Below are 17,487 nucleotides of genomic sequence, written 5' to 3'. Positions count from 1 at the left end.
TATCAGTGGCCGCCCCGCCGCCGGTCCGTGACTACTTACCAGTCATCGCCACCGCCACCGCCGCCCACGTCGCCTCCACCCCAGCCGTCGCCGCTGCCGAAGTCGATGTCGCGGCGAGTCAGCTCGTCGGCAGCGCCGAAGTCGTCGCCGCCAAAGCTGCCAGGGATGAAGCCGCCCGCGCCGCCGGCCGTCGCGTCGCGCGCCAGGCCACGGTCCTCATGGCCGCCGTTCAACAGGCGCTCGGCCAGCATGCCCGCTGCCACGCCGCCGGCCACGCCGAGGCCCACGCCCAGCATGCCCGGGCCGCCGGAGCCCTGCTGCGGCATGCCGCCGCCATAGCCCATGCCGCCTGGGCCGTAGCCACCCCCTGCGAAGGCCGGCTGGGCCTGGGCGGCGGCGCGGCGACGCATGAAGCGGGCCGCCAGGCCGATGAAGAGGATGGCGCCGGCCACCAGCAGCCAGATGGGCACGCCGCCGAAAGAACCCGCCCTCTCGACGCGCTCAGCGCGCTCGACGGGCGCCGCCGCCTTGGGCGCGGGCGCGGGCTCCAGCGCTGCCGGCACGGCGGACTTGGCCGTCGCGGCCTGCTGGCGCTGCAGCAGCTGCTCGAAGTTGTTGAACCTGGCCGCATCGGTGAACTTGAGGGCGGGGTCCAGCGCGCGCGCACGGCGGACATGCTCGGCCGCCGCCTTGAACTCGCGCTGGTGGGCCAGGATCTCCGCGAGCACATAGTGGGCCCGCGGGCTGTCGGGCCTGGCCGCGACGACCTCGCGCATCATCTTCTCGGCGCCGGGATAGTCGCCGCGCTGCACGGCGGCCTGCACCTCGTCGACATTGGGCAGGGCCTGGGCGGCCGTGCCCATCCACAGCGTGGACAGCAGGGCCAGGCACACGAGCAGGAAGCTGGGGAACTTCATCGCGATACTCCTCTAACCGGCACACGGCAGTGTGCGTCGCGAATCTGGCGGCGCGCCGTGCGGTTTCAAGGCTTTACGCGTAGGACTAGAACCAATAGTCCTTCACGCAGCGCCCATCGCGCGGCAGGTCGTCGAAGCTGTCGAAGCCGTCGAAATGATCGATCGGGATGCTGGCAACCGCCTCAGGCGCGGCCAGACGCAGGTTGACGGCGACACGGCGGCGCCCGGCTTCGTCCAGGCGCAGGCCGCGCCAGTGGGTCACGCAGCCGCAGGTCGGGCAGAAGTGGAACTCCAGCGCCTTGCCACGCACATAGGCCTGCGTGGGACCGGTGACGCGAATGCCTTCGTCCACATAGTCATAGGCCCACAGCGTGCCGTAGCGCCGGCATGCCGTGCAGTTGCAGGCTGTGGCCCCGTCAGGTTGGCCGTCCAAGCGCCATTGCACGCTGCCGCAGAGGCAGGATCCTTCGATCATCTTCCATCCTCCTGGACAGCGACCGCGTACACCGGGTCGATATAGATCTCACCGCCGAACAGGAACTCCTGCCCGCCGACCTTGGCGAAACCGAAGCGTTCGTAGAAGGCCACGGCCCGCACATTGCGATCGTAGACGCCGAGCCACAGCGTGCCCGCACCACGCTGGCGGGCCTGTGCGTGCACGGCCTGCATCAGCGCCGCGCCCAGGCCCTGGCCGATGAAGCCCGCGCCCAGATAGATGCGCCACAGCTTCAGCGGCGCCGGCCCCGTCACACAGGCGGGCGCGGCCTCGTCCTTGACGATGGCATAACCCGCCAGCTGCCCGCCCACCCAGGCCAGCAGCACCGTGCAGGCCGGGTCGGCAATGACGGCGGCCATGACGCCGGGCTGGAAATGCTCGGCGACGTAGTCAGCGATCTCCTGCGCGTCGCTGATCTCGCGGTAGGTGTCGCTGAAGGCCTGAGCGGCGAAGGACGCCAGCAGCGCGGCGTCCTCGGGGGTGGCGTGGCGGATCGTCGGTGGCATGCCGACGATTCTCGCCGTCAGGCGAGAAGCACCGCCTTGGCACCCAGGCGCTGGATCAGGCCGCTGGAGAGCCGCGCCGCCAGGCCGTAGACCGTCAGCTGGGGATTCGCGCCCAGGCTGGTCGGGAACAGCGAGCCGTCGTGCACCGACAGGTTCGCCAGCTGCCAGTGCTGGCCGTCGGGCCGCACGACGCCGCGGCCGGCGTCGGCCGCCATCGTGCAGCCACCCATCACATGGGCACTGCCGACGGTGGCAAGGAAGGGCTTCATCGTCAGGCCGGCGATGCCTTTCTTCGCCTCGTCGAGATTGGCATAGCCGACGGCCTGCTCGTGCACCGGACGCACGCTCTTGGCGCCGGCGGCGAACTGGATCTCGGCCATGGTCAGATAGCTGCGGCGCACGCCGTCGAGCAGATAGTCGGTCACGGCGTAGTCCAGCACCGGCGAACCGTCGCCGCGCAGCTTGACGGCGCCGCCCGCCGCGTCGGCATGGAAGCCGTCGCGCATCAGGGCGATCATCAGTTGGCTGCGCGGCAGTTCGCGCGCGCGCTGGGCCAGCTCGGGGCCGACGCCGCCGCCATTCGTCAGCGCGAAGGCCGGATGCACCGGCGCGACCTCGAGCTTGTAGCCCATGGGGCCATCGATGGGGCCGCGGTGCAGGAAGTGGTCGCAGAAGACCGACAGCGGCGCGCCCGCCCAGCCGGCCACCTCATGGTCGAACAGGGCCACATTGCCCGCGGTGGGGTGCAGGAAGGTGCGCTTGCCGAGCAAGCCGTTGGGGTCGGGGGCGTTGGAGCGCAGCAGCAGGGCCGGCGAGTTGATGGCGCCACCGGCGACGACATAGTGCCTGGCGGTGATGCGCAGCGGCGCGCCCGTGGCGGCACCGTCCAGCGCCACCGGCGTGGCCACCAGCGCAACGACCTTGTCGCCCTGCAGCTCGAACTTGGAGGCCTGGGTCTGCACCAGCATCGTGGCGCCCAGGTCCAGGGCCGCCGGCAGGGTGCTGACCAGCATGGACTGCTTGGCATTCGTCGGGCAGCCCATGCCGCAGGAGCCGAGGTTCCAGCAGCCCTTGACGTTGCGGCGCACGACCTTGGTCGGGATGCCGAGCTTCTCGGCGCCACGGCGCAGCACGTCGTTGTTCTCGTTGGGCTCGGTCAGCCAGTCGCCGATGTTCAGGCGCTTCTCGACCTGCTCGAACCACGGCGCCATGGCGGCTTCGTTGAAGTCCTTCAAGCCGAACTGCTGGCCCCAATAGGCCAGGGCATCGGGCGGCGTGCGGAAGGACCCGGTCCAGTTGACCGTCGTCGAGCCGCCCACGCACCGGCCCTGCAGGATGTTCATGGCCTGATCGGCCGTCTTGCGCCCGCCGGTCTCCTGGTAGAGATCGCGGTAGGCGTCGAGCTCGCGCTGCTTGAACTGGCTGCTGGAGCGCAGCGGGCCTTCTTCGACGATGACGATCTTCAGGCCGGCGCGGGCCAGCATCTCGGCCGTGATGCCGGCACCGGCGCCGCTGCCGATGATGGCGACGTCGCAGTCCAGCGTGGCGGGCAGAGGCTTGTGCGGGCCACCGTGGACCTTCCAGCCGCGCTGCAGGCCTTCGACGATGGGATCAGGCAGCGAACTCATGGAATCTCTCGTTGACCGGGGTAGCCGGCCGTCCGCCAGTTGCCCGGCTCGGTGAAGAAGGCGATGGCGTTCAGGTCGCGCAGCGCGTGATAGACCTGCTGGCGCGTGTTGGAGGTCGACAGGCGCATGGCGTCCAGGGCCTGCTGGATGTCGGCGGCGCTGGCCTCGCCCCAGGGCTTGGACAGGCCGACCAGGGCATAGCGGCCGGCGGCCGTGGAGAGCAGGCCCAGGGCGTCGGACAGCTCCTTGCGCGTGGCCGCCGGGAAGCCGGCGATGGTGGCGTCCAGCCGCGCGAGCTGGGCCTGCACGCCCGTGGCGGGCAGCAGGTCGCCCAGCACGGCCCGCGCGGTGGCGGCCATCAGCTCACGTGCGCCGGGACTCAACTTGCCTTCGACCAGCCCGGGCTTGATGAGGGCCACGCCGGCCCCGGCCACGCCGATGACGACGGCGGCGCCTATGCCCAACTTCAGAAATCCACGGCGCTGCATCACACCACCTTCTTCAACAGGGACAGCAGGCGCTCGAAGGTGGCGCCATAGGGAGGCTGGAACAGCTTGGTGCCGGCGAAGCGGCTCTGGATGAAGAGGGGCTTCTCCTTGCTGAAGGTGCGAAAGCCCCATTCGCCGTGGTAGGAGCCCATGCCGCTGGCGCCGACGCCGCCGAAGGGCTGCTCCTCCTGGCCCAGATGCCAGAGGCAGTCGTTGACGGTCACGCCGCCGGCGTGGGTCTCGCGCATGACGCGGTCACGCTCGGCGCCATCCTCGCCGAACCAGTACAGGGCCAGCGGCCGGTCGCCGCCGTTGACATGGGCCAGGGCCTCGTCGACCTTGTCGTAGCCCACGATGGGCAGCAGCGGGCCGAAGATCTCTTCCCGCATGACGGTCGCCTCGGGCGGCACGTCCAGCAGCAGGGCGGGCACCAGGCGGCGATCGTCGGGCTGCTCGTCGTGGCTGCGCAGCACGCGCGCGCCGCGCTGGGCCGCGTCGGCGATCAGGCCCTGCAGGCGCGCATGGTGGCGCGTCGCGACGATGCTGGTGTAGTCGACATTGCCGGCAATGCGCGGATACATGCGGCGCATCTCGGCCAGGATCTTCTGGCTCAGCGGCTCGACCATCTCGCGGGGCACCAGCAGATAGTCGGGCGCCACGCAGGTCTGGCCGGCATTGAAGAGCTTGCCAAAGGCCAGGCGCGAGGCCGTCAGGTCGACATTGCAGCTGCGGTCGACGATGGCCGGCGACTTGCCGCCCAGCTCCAGCGTCACCGGCGTGAGGTTCTTCGCCGCGGCTTGCGCCACATGGCGGCCGACAGCGGTGGAGCCGGTGAAGAAGAGGTGGTCGAAGGGCAGCTCGGTGAAGGCCTTGCCGACCTCGGCGTCGCCGGTGATGACCTGCATCTCCTCGGGCGCGAAGTGCTCCGCGACCAGGCGGGCCATCAGCTCGGACGTGGCCGGTGTCAGCTCCGAAGGCTTGATCAGCACGCGGTTGCCGGCCGCCAGGGCCGCCACCGCCGGCTCCATGGCCAGGTAGTAGGGGTAGTTCCAGGGCGAGACGACACCGACGACGCCCAGGGGCTGGCGCATCAGCACATTGCGGCCGGGCAGGAAGTGCAGCGGCGTCTCGACGCGCCTGGGCTTCATCCAGCGGCGCAGTCGCTTGATCGCGTGGCGGGCGCCGGCTTCGACGGTGAAGATATCGGCCAGCAGCGATTCCTGGCGGGCGCGGTGGCCGAAGTCGCTGGCCATGGCCGCGGCCAGGGCCTCGCCATGCTGCTGGGTCATCTTCAGCAGCCTTTGCAAGCGGTCGCGGCGCACCTCGTACGAGGGCATGCGCTCGGCCTCGAAGGCGCGGCGCTGCGCCGTCAGCGCCAGATGCAGGCGCTCCTGCAGGGCGGTGTCCATGGCTCAGTCTCCGGTGCTTTTATCAATGCACGGGAGGCTAAACCCAAGAAGGGCCTCCACCATCGGGGGAGGCCCTGGACTAGAGGACTGCGTCTAGAGCCGAATTAATGGCGGAAATGGCGTATGCCAGTCACCACCATGGCGATGCCGCGCTCATTCGCGGCAGCAATCACCTCATCGTCGCGCATCGAGCCGCCCGGCTGGATGACGCAGGTCGCGCCGGCATCGGCCAGCACGTCCAGGCCGTCGCGGAACGGGAAGAAGGCGTCGCTGGCCACCGCCGAGCCCTGCAGGCTCAGGGAGGCGTGCTGGGCCTTGATGGAGGCGATGCGGGCCGAGTCGAGGCGGCTCATCTGGCCGGCGCCGACGCCCAGAGTCATGCCGCCGCCGCAGAAGACGATGGCATTGCTCTTCACATACTGGGCCACGGTCCAGGCGAACATCAGGTCGTCGAGCTGCTGGGCGGTGGGCTGCAGCGTGGTGACGACCTGGAGGTCTTCCTTCTTCAGGAAATGGTTGTCGGCCGTCTGCAGCAGCAGGCCGGAGCCGACGCGCTTGCTGTCGCCGGCGTTGCGGCCCTGGTCCCAGGGGCGGGCGCCACCCGGCGGCAGCGCGATCTGCATCAGGCGCACATTGACCTTGGCCTTGAAGATCTCCAGCGCCTCGGCGCTGAAGCTCGGCGCCATCAGCACCTCGACGAACTGCTTGGCGACGAGCTGGGCGGCCGCGCCGTCCACCTCGCGGTTGAAGGCGATGATGCCGCCGAAGGCGCTGGTCGGGTCGGTCTTGAAGGCCTTGCTGTAGGCCTCGGCCGGGTTGACGCCGACGGCCACGCCGCAGGGGTTGGCGTGCTTGACGATGACACAGGCTGGCGTGTCGAAGCTCTTCACGCATTCCCAGGCCGCGTCGGCATCGGCGATGTTGTTGTAGCTCAGCTCCTTGCCCTGCAATTGCTTGCCGGTGACGAGCGAGCCCGGCGCCGGGAACAGGTCGCGGTACAGCGCCGCGGTCTGGTGCGAGTTCTCGCCGTAGCGCAGGTCCTGCACCTTGACGAAGGTGGCGTTCATCTGCGCGGGGTATTCGGACTTGGCGCCGTCTTCCTGCAGGCTGGACAGGTAGTTGCTGATGGCTGCGTCGTACTGGGCGATGCGGTTGAAGGCGGCGACGGAGGCGGCGAAGCGGGTCTTGTCGCTGGTCTTGCCATTCGCCTTCAGTTCTTCGAGCACGGCGCCGTACTGGGCCGCATCGGTCAGCACCGTCACGTCCTTCCAGTTCTTGGCCGCGCTGCGCACCATGGCCGGGCCGCCGATATCGATGTTCTCGATGGCGTCCTCCAGCGTGCAGCCGGGCTTGGCCACCGTCGCCTCGAACGGGTAGAGGTTGACGGCCAGGATGTCGATGCGCGTGATGCCGTGCTTCTCCATGGCCGCCACATGCTCAGCGGTGTCGCCGCGGGCCAGCAGGCCGCCATGGATCTTGGGGTGCAGCGTCTTGACGCGGCCGTCCATCATCTCGGGGAAGCCGGTGTGCTCGGCCACCTCGGTGACCGGCAGGCCGTTGTCGGCCAGCAGCTTGGCGGTGCCGCCGGTGGACAGCAGCTTGGCGCCGAGGGCATGCAAGCCCTTGGCGAACTCGAGGATGCCGGTCTTGTCAGAGACGGAGAGAAGTGCGGTCAGGGCCATGGTGCTTAGTCAGTTGGGGTCGGAGCTTCTCGCTGCGCTCAAAGGTCCAACCCGCAAGGTTTTAAAGATTGTGATCGGTCAGCTTGCGGCGCAGCGTGTTGCGGTTGATGCCCAGCCATTGCGCGGCCTTGCTCTGGTTGCCGCCGGCCTCGCGCATGACGATCTCGAACAGCGGTTTCTCGACCAGCTTGACCAGCATCTCGTGCATCGAATGCGGCTCCTGGCCGTCGAGGTCACGGAAAAAGGCTTCGAGGTTGTCGCGCACGCAGGCGTCGATGGGATTGGGCGGATTGTTCTTCTGGGCACTCATGACAGGAGCAGCTTTTCGTTAGGCGGCGCAGGCTTCGTGGCTTCGCGCGTCTTCGTCGTCGTTGGCCGCCAGGGTAGGAGGCAGCCGGTCGTGGGTCTGGCCGAGTTCGTCGAACCAGTCCCGCAGAGCCTGCAACTGCAGGTCGCAGCGCTCCAGGGTGTTCATGTGCTGGCGGAAGGCTTCCCCGCCGGGCAGGCCGCGCACGGCCCAGCCGATGTGCTTGCGGGCGCTGCGCACGCCGCTCAATTCGCCGTACAGGCCGTAATGGTCGTGCAGATGTTCGGTGAGCACGTCGCGCGCTTCGGTAACAGTGGGCGCCACTAGGTGTTCGCCTGTCGCCAGAAAGTGGGCCACCTCGCGGAAGATCCAGGGCCGGCCCTGGGCCGCGCGGCCGATCATCAGCGCGTCGGCCCCCGTGTAGGCCAGCACGTCGCGCGCCTTCTCCGGCGAATCGATGTCGCCGTTGGCCACGACGGGAATGGTCAGCGCTGTCTTCACCGCCGCAATCGTGTCGTATTCGGCCAGGCCCTTGTAGCCCTGCTCGCGGGTGCGGCCGTGGATGGTCAGCATGGCGATGCCGGCCGATTCGAAGATGCGGGCCAGGCGCAGCGCATTGCGTTCGTCGGCACTCCAGCCGGTGCGCATCTTCAGCGTCGTCGGCACGCCGCGCGGCGTGCAGACGGCCACGACGGCCTCGACGATCTCCAGCGCCAGCGCCTCGTTGCGCATCAGCGCCGAGCCCGCCCATTTGTTGCAGACCTTCTTGGCCGGGCAGCCCATGTTGATGTCGATGATCTGGGCGCCGCGATCGATGTTGTAGGCCGCGGCCTCGGCCATCATGGCGGCATCCGTGCCGGCGATCTGCACGGCGATGGGCCCCGGCTCGCCCGAGTGATCCGCACGCCGCGAGGTCTTGAGGCTGCCCCACAGCTCCTTGCGCGACGTGACCATCTCGCTGACCGCATAGCCCGCACCCAGGCGGCGGCAGAGCTGGCGGAAGGGCCGGTCCGTCACCCCGGCCATCGGCGCCACGAAGAGCCGGTTGGGAAGGGAGTGGGGGCCGATTTGCACGAGACGTCTGCTTAAAAAAGAGGCGAGATTGTAGCCATCCGGCCTTGCGGCCTGCCTCCACAATGCCGCCATGGAAGCCTGGCTCAGCCAATTCATCGGCGATCTGCTTGCCGCCCTCGCCCTGCCCCAGGTCGGCCTGGTCGCGGTCTTCGTCATTGCTTTCGTCTCCGCGACGCTGCTGCCGCTAGGCTCGGAACCCGCCGTCTACCTCGTCGTCAAGGCGGACCCCGGCCTGTTCTGGCCCGTCATCGCCGTCGCCACCGTGGGCAACACGCTGGGCGGCGCGGTGTCGTGGTGGATGGGCTATGGCGTCGAGAAGGCGGTGGAGGCGGTCAAGCATCATGAACCCAGGCATTCACGCGCCATGCAATGGCTGCAGCGCTTCGGCCCCAAGGCCTGCGCGATGAGCTGGCTGCCCGTCGTCGGCGACCCGCTCTGCGCCGTGGCCGGCTGGCTCAAGCTGCCCTTCTGGCCCTGCGTGGGCTGGATGGCCCTGGGCAAGTTCCTGCGTTTTCTTCTGTACACCGTCGCACTCATCTGGCTGATTCCGGAGACCTGGCTGTCATGACCCCTGCCTACCAAGACCTCGCCGCGCGCCAGCAGCGCCTGCACCACCTCGGCCATCTGCAGGCCATCGCCCAATGGGACCAGGCCGCCAACATGCCGGCCAAGGGCAACGAGGCGCGCAGCCTGGCCCTGGCCGAGATGGACGGCCTGCTGCACCAACTGGCGACCGACCCCGCCCTGGCCGGCCTGCTGGACACAGCCGCCGCCGAGCCGCTGGACGACGGCCAGCGCGCCAATCTGCGCGAGATCCGCCGCGCCTGGCGGGCCGCCAACGCCCTGCCCCAAGCCCTGGTGGAGGCCAAGAGCCTGGCCAACAACCGCTGCGAACATGCCTGGCGCAGCCAGCGCCCGGCCAACGACTGGGCCGGCCTGGTGCCGAACCTGCGCGAGGTGCTGAAGGTCGCCCGCCAGGAAGCCGAACTGCTGTCGCAGATGTCGGGCCTGTCCAAGTACGACGCCCTGCTGGACAACTACGAGCCCGGCATGCGCAGCGCCGATGTCGAGGCCGCCTTCGGGCCGCTGCGCGGCTGGCTGCCGGGGCTGATCCGCGACGTCACGGCCAGGCAGGCCAGCGAAACCGTCATCAAGCCCGTCGGTCCCTTCCCGACGGCGGCCCAGAAGGCGCTGGGGCTGGACGCGATGAAGCTGATGGGCTTTGACTTCGCGGCCGGCCGCCTGGACGAGAGCACCCACCCTTTCTGCGGCGGCGTGCCCGAGGACGTGCGCATGACGACGCGCTACCGCGAGGACGACTTCCTGCCCAGCCTGATGGGCACCATCCACGAGACCGGCCATGGCCGCTACGAGCAGAACCTGCCGCGCGACCTGCTGGGCCAGCCCATCGCCCGCGCCCGCTCCATGGGCATCCACGAGAGCCAGAGCCTGTCCTTCGAGATGCAGCTGGGCAGCCACCCGGCCTTCGCTGTGCTGCTGGGGCCGCTGCTGGTCAAGCATTTCGGCGACCAGCCGGCCTTCGAGCCCGGCAATCTGCACAAGCTGCTGACGCGCGTGCAGCCGGGCTATATCCGCGTCGATGCCGACGAGGTGACCTACCCTGCCCACATCCTGCTGCGCTTCGACATCGAGCGCGCCCTCATCGAAGGCCAGGCCGAGGTCGAGGACATCCCGGCCCTGTGGGACGCCAAGATGGCCGAGCTGCTCGGCCTGGAGACGCGCGGCAACTACAAGGATGGCCCCATGCAGGACGTGCACTGGCCGGCCGGCCTGTTCGGCTACTTCCCCTGTTACACGCTGGGCGCCATGTATGCGGCGCAGTGGTTCGCGGCGATGCGGGCGCAGCGGCCCGATCTCGACGCCCAGATCGCCCGTGGCGAACTCGGCGGCGTGTTCGACTGGCTGTCCACCCATGTCTGGCAGACCGCCAGCCGCTACGAGACGCCGGAACTGGTGCGCCGCGCCAGCGGCGAGGCGCTCAACCCGGCCCATTTCGAGGCGCATCTGCGCAACCGCTACCTCGGGGCTTGAGCGACAGCTTGTAGACAGTTACGTCTGTGGCGTGGAAACAAAAAAGCGGCCGCTCCGGCAGGAGTGGCAAAAAAAGGGCCACTCCTGCGGGAGCGGCCCAATTCGGTACAACAACGATTTCTCTCTTCAATCCACTGCGCTTCCCCGGCCCCCCGGCCATCTCCACGCGTGGCGCCCGGGTTAATGATTCCCGGACTGGGCTGCTGCAACTCGATCAGCAACCGTGAAGTCATTCTGAACACATGCCGCCGGGCTGGCATCCCCGCAAGCCCAGGGGTGGGCTGGCTATGCCGTGACGAGCATCACAGCAGCACGGCCAATCGTTCCAGGATCAGCACGCCAAAGAAGGCCAGGCCGGCCACCAGCGTCCATTTCAGGATGACCAGGCCCAGGCGCCGCCAGCGCGGCTGGCCGGTGGCGATGGACAAGGCGAAACACAGGACGGCAGAGAACAGCAGCAGGCCGACGACGAGGCGGGCGATCAGCATGTAAACGCTCTCATGCGATCACTTCACCAAGCGGGTGCCAGTTCGGCGAAGCCCCTGGGCGCCTGGCGCTCGTCGTCGAAGCTGACGACCTCAAACGCGGACTCGTCCGCCAGCAGGGCTCGCAGCAGCTTGTTGTTCAGCGCGTGGCCGCCCTTGAAGGAGATGTAGGCCGCCAGCAGCGGCATGCCGGCCACCTGCATGTCGCCGATGGCGTCGAGGATCTTGTGTTTGACGAACTCGTCGTCGTAGCGCAGGCCGTCGGCATTCAGCACCTTGTAGTCGTCGACGACGATGGCGTTGTCCATCGAGCCGCCCAGGGTCAGGCCGCGCGAGCGCATCAAGTCGATGTCGGCCGTCATGCCGAAGGTGCGGGCGCGGGCGATCTCCTTCTTGTAAAGCCCTGAGCCCATGTCGAAGACGAAGCTGCTGCCGGTGGCGGCCACGGCCGGGTTGTCGAACTCGATCTCGAAGCTCAGCGTGTAGCCATGGTGGGGCTCCAGACGCGCCCACATCAGCTTCTTGCCCTCGCCCTGGCGCACCTCGACGGGCTTCTTCACGCGCAGGAAGCGCTTGGGCGCGTCCTGCATGAGGATGCCGGCCGACTGCAGCAGGAAGACGAAGGCCGCCGCCGAACCGTCCAGCACGGGCACCTCGTCGGCATTGATGTCGATGATGAGGTTGTCCAGGCCCAGGCCGGCGCAGGCCGACAGCAGGTGCTCGATGGTCTGAACCTTGGGACCGCCGGGATCGCCGCCAGGGCTGATGGTGGTGGCCATGCGGGTGTCGCTCACCGACATGACGCCGACCGGGATGTCCACCGGCGGGCAGAGGTCGACGCGGCGGAACACGATGCCGGTGTCGACAGGCGCGGGGCGCAAGGTCAGCTCGACCTTCTGGCCGCTGTGGATGCCGACGCCGACGGCGCGGGTGATCGACTTCAGGGTGCGTTGCTTGACCATATCCGGGATTGTCCCAGGATCAGGCCTCGCCTTTTCGCTCAACGGGCAATCGCAGCGATAGCCTCGTCCCCATGCCGGGCTGGGAGTCGATGCGCAGCTTGCCGCCCAGGCGCTGGGCACGCTTGATCTGGCTCTTCAGGCCGCGGCCGTGCTGGATGGTCTGCAGGTCGAAACCGGCGCCATCGTCCTCGACGCGGATCTCGACATAGCTGCCGTGGTGGCGGGTGACCATGCGCACGCGGCTGGCCTGGGCATGCTTGAGCACGTTGTTCAGCGCTTCCTGCATCAGCCGCAGCACATGCAGGGCGTCGGGCGGCTCCAGCCAGGCCAGCGGGGGCAGGTCCTGCACATCCCAGTCGAGCTTGAGGCCGCCGGTCTGCAGCCGCTTGCCGAGGCGGTAGCGCATCGTCGCCAGCAGCGAGACCAGGTCGTGGCCGACCGGCTCCAGCGAGTCGATGACCAGGCGCAGGTCGTCCACGCATTCGCGCAGCACCTCCACGCATTGCTCATGCGACATGCTGCCCTGCTCCATGGCCACCAGGGCCGACAGCAGCGAGGAGCCCAGGCCGTCGTGCATGTCGGCCATGATGCGCTGGCGCTCCAGCAGCAGGGCCTGCTGGCGCTCGGCCTCGCGCAGCTGGGCGTTCTGCGCCTGCAGCACCGAGACCTGCTCGTCCAGGTCTTCCTGCAGCTGGCTGTTCTCGGCCTGCACCTGCTCGACGGCACCGACATAGCGGCGCTGCACGGCGTGCAGGAAGCTGAGCATGACGGCCAGCGTCGCGAAGGGCATCAGGAAGAAATGCTCGGGCCAGGCCCAGCCGGCCAGCACGGCGAGATCGTGGCCGCCGATGACGACACCGATGATCAGGGCCACGGCCATGATGCGCAGTTCGGTGCGCTCCTCGCGCCAGGCCAGGAAGGCCACCCAGGCCGTGCCGATGGCGGCCACGGCCGCCGTCACCGTGTACTGCATGACGACCATGTCGAGCTGGCGCAGCCACAGCGGCATGCTGAGCAGGCTGACCAGGACCACGCTGGCGGTCAGCGCCCACTCCAGCCACGGGATGCGCCGGCTCGCGAAACGCAGTGCAAACAGCAGGGCTGTCAACATGACCCAGCCCATGGACGCATGCGTGGCCCACCAGAACCAGTCCTGGCCCGCGGGCGAGGCCGGCAGGCTGACGTAGTAGTGCAGATTGCGCACCATCCAGGCGGCGGCGCCCAGGGCGAAGAGGCCATAGATGGCTTCGGGGCGGCGTATCCACAGCGTCAGCGCGAACAGGCCGAGCACGGCCAGCGTCAGGCTGACGGCCTGGGGCAGGCCGGTCTGGGCACGCACCCGCCACAGCCAGCGCTTCTCGAGCTGGTCGCGCGGACCTATCCAGATGCGCGACACCGAGTGATAGCTGCCCGCCGGCACGGGCAGGGCGACGACCACATCCAGGCCTTGGGCACCGACGCCGGGCAGGGGCAGCCAGATGGGCTGCACCCATTGCTCGCGCTCGGCATGCTGGTTGTCCAGCAGGGCCTGCCAGCCCTTGTCGGTGCGGGCCAGCACGGCGGCCGACAGCGTGACCAGGCGCGGCAGGTACAGGGCCATGGCTTCGTCGTGCCCGGCTGGTATATGCAGCCGGTACCAGCGCATTTCATAACCCCGCGTGTCGCTGACCATGGCCGCACCTGGCCGGGCCTGAACATCCGGCATGGCCACGGGCTTCCAGGCCGCCGCGTTGTCGGGCGGGAGCAAGTCCGGGGGCAGCTCGAGGTGGTCGCCGCCGGCCACGGTGTGGCGGCGCAAGGCTGCCCACCAGGCGTCGAGCTGGTCGCGCGTCCAGGCCGTGGTGGCGAGTTCGGCGGGCGCCGCATCATCACCCGCGATGCGAGTGCTGGGCTGCGGCAAACGTTGTGCCTGCGCTGGCAGGCAGGCCAGCAGGGCGATCAGCAGCAGGCCGCGGCGCAGCAGGAGGCCCAACTCAAGCATCCCTGCGATTTCTTCTAGGCGTTGACATGGGGCGGGAGCATGCCACATGGGGTGGCGCGGTCCCACTGCGCCAGCGCCGCCCGGCGGCTCGCGACGACCGTTCAGCCGCCAGCGGGCAGGCTCTTGCGCGCCGCCTCGCGCAACTCGCGCGACAGCGGCACGTCGCCCCCGACCGCCCGCGACAGCAGCAAGGCCCCCACCAGCGTGGACAGCATGGCCAGGGCCTGCTCGCGCTGGCCGGCCGCATCGTCGGCGGGCATCTGCGTCTGCAGCGTCGCGATGAGGCTGGCGACGCCTTCAGCGAAGACCTCCTTCACGGCCGGCCCGCCGCGCGCCGCGTCACCCGCGAGAGCGACCAGGCCGCAACCGGCGCCGATGTGGTCACGGTGGGCGTCGGACAGATAGGTCCTGACCCAGGCCTGCAGGCTGCGATCGGTCTGCTTCTTCCATTGCTCGCGGTTGTCCTGCAGCGCCCGCCGCGTGGCCTGGGCGGCGAGGTCGTCCTTGGATTCGAAATGGCCGTAGAAGCCGCCGCGCGTCAGGCCGGCGGCCTGCATCAGGTCGTTCAGCCCGATGCCATCGAAGCCGCGCTCGCGGAACAGCTGGGCGGCGTTGTCGAGGATGCGTTCGCGGTTCTCTTCGGCCTGGGCGCGGCTGACCTTCATGGCGTCTCCTGAGGGCTTTCTGGATGGGGCTTGACGGATTTTATATGTTGAACGACATTTATATCAATCATGTCAGTCGACATGAATAAACAGGTTGCGAAGGAATTGCCATGAAGCTCAAGAACGCCGTCGTCTTCATCACCGGTGCCAACCGCGGCCTGGGCCGTGCCTTTGCCGAGGCCGCCCTGGCCGCCGGCGCCGCCAAGGTCTATGCCGCCGCGCGCGACCCCGCCACCATCGATCTGCCCGGCGCCATTCCCGTGGCGCTGGATGTGACCGACGCCGCCCAGGTGGCCGCCGCCGCCGCGCAATGCCAGGACGTGACGCTGCTGATCAACAACGCCGGCATCTCCCAGGGCTCGGGCGTTCTCGCTGACGACGCCATCGCCACAGCGCGCCGTCATCTGGACACCAACTTCTTCGGCGTCTGGGCCCTGACCCAGGCCTTTGCGCCGGTGCTGCAGACCAATGGCGGCGGCGCGGTGCTGAATGTGCTGTCGGTGCTGAGCTGGGTGACCCTGCCGGGCCTCACGCCCTACAGCGCCAGCAAGGCCGCCGCCTGGGCGCTGACCAACGGCCTGCGCCAGGAACTCAAGGCCCAGGGCACGCAGCTCACCAGCCTGCACGTCGGCTATATGGACACCGACATGACGCGCGGCCTCGAGGCGCCCAAGTCTGCTCCCGCCGACGTCGCCCGCCTGGCCCTGGCCGAACTGGAAGCCGGCGCCTTCGAGGTGCTGGCCGACGACATCAGCCGCCACGTCAAGCAAAGCCTGTCGACACCCACGCCCGCCTACGCCGGCTGACGCCCATCGAGGAGAACGCCATGCTTGCCTCCCCTGCCCTGGCAACGCCGTTCGCGGCCCATGACGACGGCCATCTCGCCGCCGCCCGCCACGCCTTCTCGGCACCCGAACGCGTGCCGCTGACGGCCGATGAGAGCGCCGCCCTGGCCGGCCATGCCGAGCCCCCGCTGCGCCATGAAGGCCACAAGCTGGCGCGCTGGACGCTCGGGGCCGGCCCGCGCGTGGTCCTCGTGCATGGCTGGAACAGCCGCGGCGCCCATCTGCTCGGCTTCGCCAGGGGCCTGGTCGACGCCGGCTTCTCGGTCACGCTGTTCGACCTGCCCGCCCATGGCGACTCGAGCGGCCATGCGGCCAGCGTCGTGCACGCCGGCCGGGCCCTGCGCGCCGTCATCGCCGACATCGGCGCAGAGGTGCATGGCGTCATCGGCCACTCGATGGGATCGGCGGCGGCCCTGCTGGCCTTTGCGCACGGCTGGCAGGTCAGGCGCAGCGTGCACCTGGCCGGCCCGTCTTCACTGACGCCCATGGTCAAGGGCCTGGCCACGGCCCATGGCCTGGGTCCGGCGGACGCTGCCGCCTTTGCCGGCTGGGTGGAGCGCTTCATCGGCACCCGCATCACCTATGTGGACCTGGAGCGGCTGCAGCATGGGCTGCGCCACCCCGGGCTGATCGTCCACGACCCCGCGGACCGCACCGTGCCCTTTGCCGCCTCCGAGGCCCTGCATGCGGCCTGGGCCGGCTCGCGCTTAGCGCCCGTCCAGGGCCTGGGCCATCGCCGCCTGCTGGTCGACGCCGACGTCATCGCGAGCAGCATTGCCTTCATCGCCGAAGGCCGCGTCTCATGAGCGCCGTGCCCCTGCGCTGGCTGTTGACGCTGGCTGCGCTGTCGGCGCTGGCGACGCTGTCCACCAACATCCTGCTGCCTTCGCTGCCGGTGATGGCGCAGGCCCTGGGCGGCGACGAGGCAGCGCTGACGGCGGCGGTGCTCGGCGTCTTCCTCGCCGTGTTCGCATTGGCCCAGCTCATCGTCGGGCCGCTGTCGGATCGCACCGGGCGTCGGCCGGTCGTGCTCGGCGGCCTGGCCGTCTTCGTGATCGGCAGCGCCGTTTGCGGCCTGGCGGGCACATTGCCGTGGCTGCTGGCGGGCCGAGCCTTGCAGGCCATCGGTGTCGCAGCCGCTTCGGTGCTGGCGCGGGCCGCCGCGCGCGATCGCTTCGAGGGCCCGCAGCTCGCCGCCCTGCTCGGCCGCATCATGGTCGTCATGGCCGCAGCGCCGGGTTTCTCGCCGCTGCTGGGTGGCCTCGTGCAGGCGGCCTGGGGCTGGCGGGCCCTGTTCGTCGTGCTGGTCCTGTCGGGGCTGACGCTGGCCGCGGCCTATGTCGTCATCGTCGGCGAGACCTTGCCCGTCGAGCGCCGCCGGCACCAGCCCGTCAGCGCGCTGGCGCGGGGCTATGTGCTGCTTCTCGGCGACGCACGCTTCGTGCGACCGGCACTGGCAACCGCCGCCATCCTTGGCGCGCTGTTCGCCTTCTTCGGCACCGCACCGCTGGTGCTGGCGCGCGACTTCGGCTTCAGCGCCCTGCAGGTCGGCCTGTTCTTCGCGACGTCGGTCTTTGTCGTCTTCGCCGCCGGGCAGACCGCACCACGCTGGGCGGCGCGCTGGGGCGGTGCTGCCGTGCTGCGTCTCGGCGCGGCGCTCGCCGCACTGGGCGGACTGACGATGCTGGTCGGCGGTGCAGCAGGTCTCGTCGGCTTTGCCGTCGCGGTGGGCATCTTCCTGTTCGGCATGGGCCTGGTGTCACCCACGGGAACCGCCCTGGCCTTGACGCCGTTTGCGTCCCAGGCCGGCCAGGCCTCCGCCTTGCTCGGCTTCCTACAGATGGCGGCTGCGGCCTGCCTGACGACGGCTGCGGCGACGTTGCCGGGTGCGCGCATCAGCTCGTTAGCTCTGGTGCTGGCGGGTGGTGGCTTGCTGGCACTTGTCGCGGGCGCAGCAAAACCATCCGCGGCGATAGCGTCCGCATCCTGA

Annotated in this window: 18 protein-coding genes; 5 read left to right on the top strand and 13 right to left on the bottom strand. The window is 69.3% G+C overall.

The window, feature by feature from the left end:
• Positions 1-35: 35 nt before the first annotated feature.
• From AC07OY_RS01235 to dusB, 9 genes are all read right to left on the bottom strand, one after another.
• Positions 36-917, bottom strand: coding sequence for a tetratricopeptide repeat protein (locus AC07OY_RS01235; RefSeq protein WP_495040710.1), 882 nt, complete (start codon positions 915-917; stop codon positions 36-38).
• An 85-nt stretch (positions 918-1,002) separates the two neighbouring features.
• Positions 1,003-1,392: a GFA family protein gene (locus AC07OY_RS01230; protein WP_495040709.1), complete on the bottom strand. Its 390-nt coding sequence runs from the start codon at positions 1,390-1,392 to the stop codon at positions 1,003-1,005.
• Positions 1,389-1,919: a GNAT family N-acetyltransferase gene (locus AC07OY_RS01225; RefSeq protein ID WP_495040708.1), complete on the bottom strand. Its 531-nt coding sequence runs from the start codon at positions 1,917-1,919 to the stop codon at positions 1,389-1,391. The genes AC07OY_RS01230 and AC07OY_RS01225 overlap by 4 nt, the downstream gene beginning before the upstream one ends.
• Before the next feature lie 17 nt (positions 1,920-1,936).
• Positions 1,937-3,547, bottom strand: coding sequence for a GMC family oxidoreductase N-terminal domain-containing protein (locus AC07OY_RS01220; RefSeq protein ID WP_495040707.1), 1,611 nt, complete (start codon positions 3,545-3,547; stop codon positions 1,937-1,939).
• Positions 3,544-4,035 (bottom strand): hypothetical protein, encoded by a 492-nt coding sequence (locus tag AC07OY_RS01215; protein ID WP_495040706.1) that lies wholly within the window; start codon positions 4,033-4,035, stop codon positions 3,544-3,546. Before AC07OY_RS01215 ends, AC07OY_RS01220 begins: the two co-directional genes overlap by 4 nt.
• Positions 4,035-5,444, bottom strand: coding sequence for a coniferyl aldehyde dehydrogenase (locus tag AC07OY_RS01210; RefSeq protein ID WP_495040705.1), 1,410 nt, complete (start codon positions 5,442-5,444; stop codon positions 4,035-4,037). Before AC07OY_RS01210 ends, AC07OY_RS01215 begins: the two co-directional genes overlap by 1 nt.
• A gap of 104 nt (positions 5,445-5,548) precedes the next feature.
• Entirely contained in the window at positions 5,549-7,126 is a 1,578-nt protein-coding gene (gene purH / locus AC07OY_RS01205; RefSeq protein ID WP_495040704.1) for a bifunctional phosphoribosylaminoimidazolecarboxamide formyltransferase/IMP cyclohydrolase, read from the bottom strand.
• A gap of 61 nt (positions 7,127-7,187) precedes the next feature.
• Complete coding sequence (locus tag AC07OY_RS01200; protein ID WP_119043984.1) at positions 7,188-7,436, bottom strand: helix-turn-helix domain-containing protein; 249 nt, start codon at positions 7,434-7,436, stop codon at positions 7,188-7,190.
• A gap of 18 nt (positions 7,437-7,454) precedes the next feature.
• The gene (dusB, locus tag AC07OY_RS01195) at positions 7,455-8,507 is read right to left on the bottom strand and encodes a tRNA dihydrouridine synthase DusB (protein ID WP_495040703.1); all 1,053 of its coding nucleotides are present in this window, start codon (positions 8,505-8,507) and stop codon (positions 7,455-7,457) included.
• Positions 8,508-8,577: 70 nt separating this feature from the next.
• On the opposite strand from dusB, the gene AC07OY_RS01190 reads away from it, so the two are divergent.
• Entirely contained in the window at positions 8,578-9,075 is a 498-nt protein-coding gene (locus AC07OY_RS01190; protein ID WP_495040702.1) for a YqaA family protein, read from the top strand.
• A complete protein-coding gene (locus tag AC07OY_RS01185) occupies positions 9,072-10,559 on the top strand; it encodes a carboxypeptidase M32 (RefSeq protein WP_495040701.1) in 1,488 nt (495 codons plus the stop codon). The genes AC07OY_RS01190 and AC07OY_RS01185 overlap by 4 nt, the downstream gene beginning before the upstream one ends.
• Positions 10,560-10,861: 302 nt before the next feature.
• Here the strand turns inward: AC07OY_RS01185 and AC07OY_RS01180 are convergent, their stop codons facing one another.
• The 4 genes from AC07OY_RS01180 to AC07OY_RS01165 form a co-directional block, all read right to left on the bottom strand.
• Positions 10,862-11,047 carry a hypothetical protein gene (locus AC07OY_RS01180; protein WP_495040700.1) on the bottom strand — a complete coding sequence of 62 codons (186 nt, stop codon included), beginning with the start codon at positions 11,045-11,047 and terminating at the stop codon, positions 10,862-10,864.
• A gap of 23 nt (positions 11,048-11,070) precedes the next feature.
• The gene (gene lpxC, locus AC07OY_RS01175) at positions 11,071-12,006 is read right to left on the bottom strand and encodes a UDP-3-O-acyl-N-acetylglucosamine deacetylase (RefSeq protein ID WP_495040699.1); all 936 of its coding nucleotides are present in this window, start codon (positions 12,004-12,006) and stop codon (positions 11,071-11,073) included.
• A 19-nt stretch (positions 12,007-12,025) separates the two neighbouring features.
• Positions 12,026-13,987 carry a sensor histidine kinase gene (locus tag AC07OY_RS01170; RefSeq protein ID WP_495040698.1) on the bottom strand — a complete coding sequence of 654 codons (1,962 nt, stop codon included), beginning with the start codon at positions 13,985-13,987 and terminating at the stop codon, positions 12,026-12,028.
• Positions 13,988-14,088: 101 nt separating this feature from the next.
• Positions 14,089-14,652, bottom strand: a complete 564-nt coding sequence (locus AC07OY_RS01165) for a TetR/AcrR family transcriptional regulator (protein ID WP_495040697.1) — start codon at positions 14,650-14,652, stop codon at positions 14,089-14,091.
• Positions 14,653-14,762: 110 nt separating this feature from the next.
• On the opposite strand from AC07OY_RS01165, the gene AC07OY_RS01160 reads away from it, so the two are divergent.
• The 3 genes from AC07OY_RS01160 to AC07OY_RS01150 are packed head-to-tail and all read left to right on the top strand — an operon-like array spanning position 14,763 to position 17,487.
• Entirely contained in the window at positions 14,763-15,458 is a 696-nt protein-coding gene (locus AC07OY_RS01160) for an SDR family oxidoreductase (RefSeq protein WP_495040696.1), read from the top strand.
• Between the two features lie 20 nt (positions 15,459-15,478).
• Positions 15,479-16,303, top strand: a complete 825-nt coding sequence (locus AC07OY_RS01155) for an alpha/beta hydrolase (protein ID WP_495040695.1) — start codon at positions 15,479-15,481, stop codon at positions 16,301-16,303.
• On the top strand, positions 16,300-17,487 hold the full coding sequence (locus AC07OY_RS01150; RefSeq protein WP_495040694.1) for a Bcr/CflA family efflux MFS transporter: 1,188 nt from the start codon (positions 16,300-16,302) through the stop codon (positions 17,485-17,487). Before AC07OY_RS01155 ends, AC07OY_RS01150 begins: the two co-directional genes overlap by 4 nt.

The sequence above is a fragment of the Roseateles sp. GW821-FHT09H10 genome (assembly GCF_059415865.1).
Note: the sequence above shows the minus strand (reverse complement) of the source record. Positions and strands in the feature narration are given on the sequence as shown.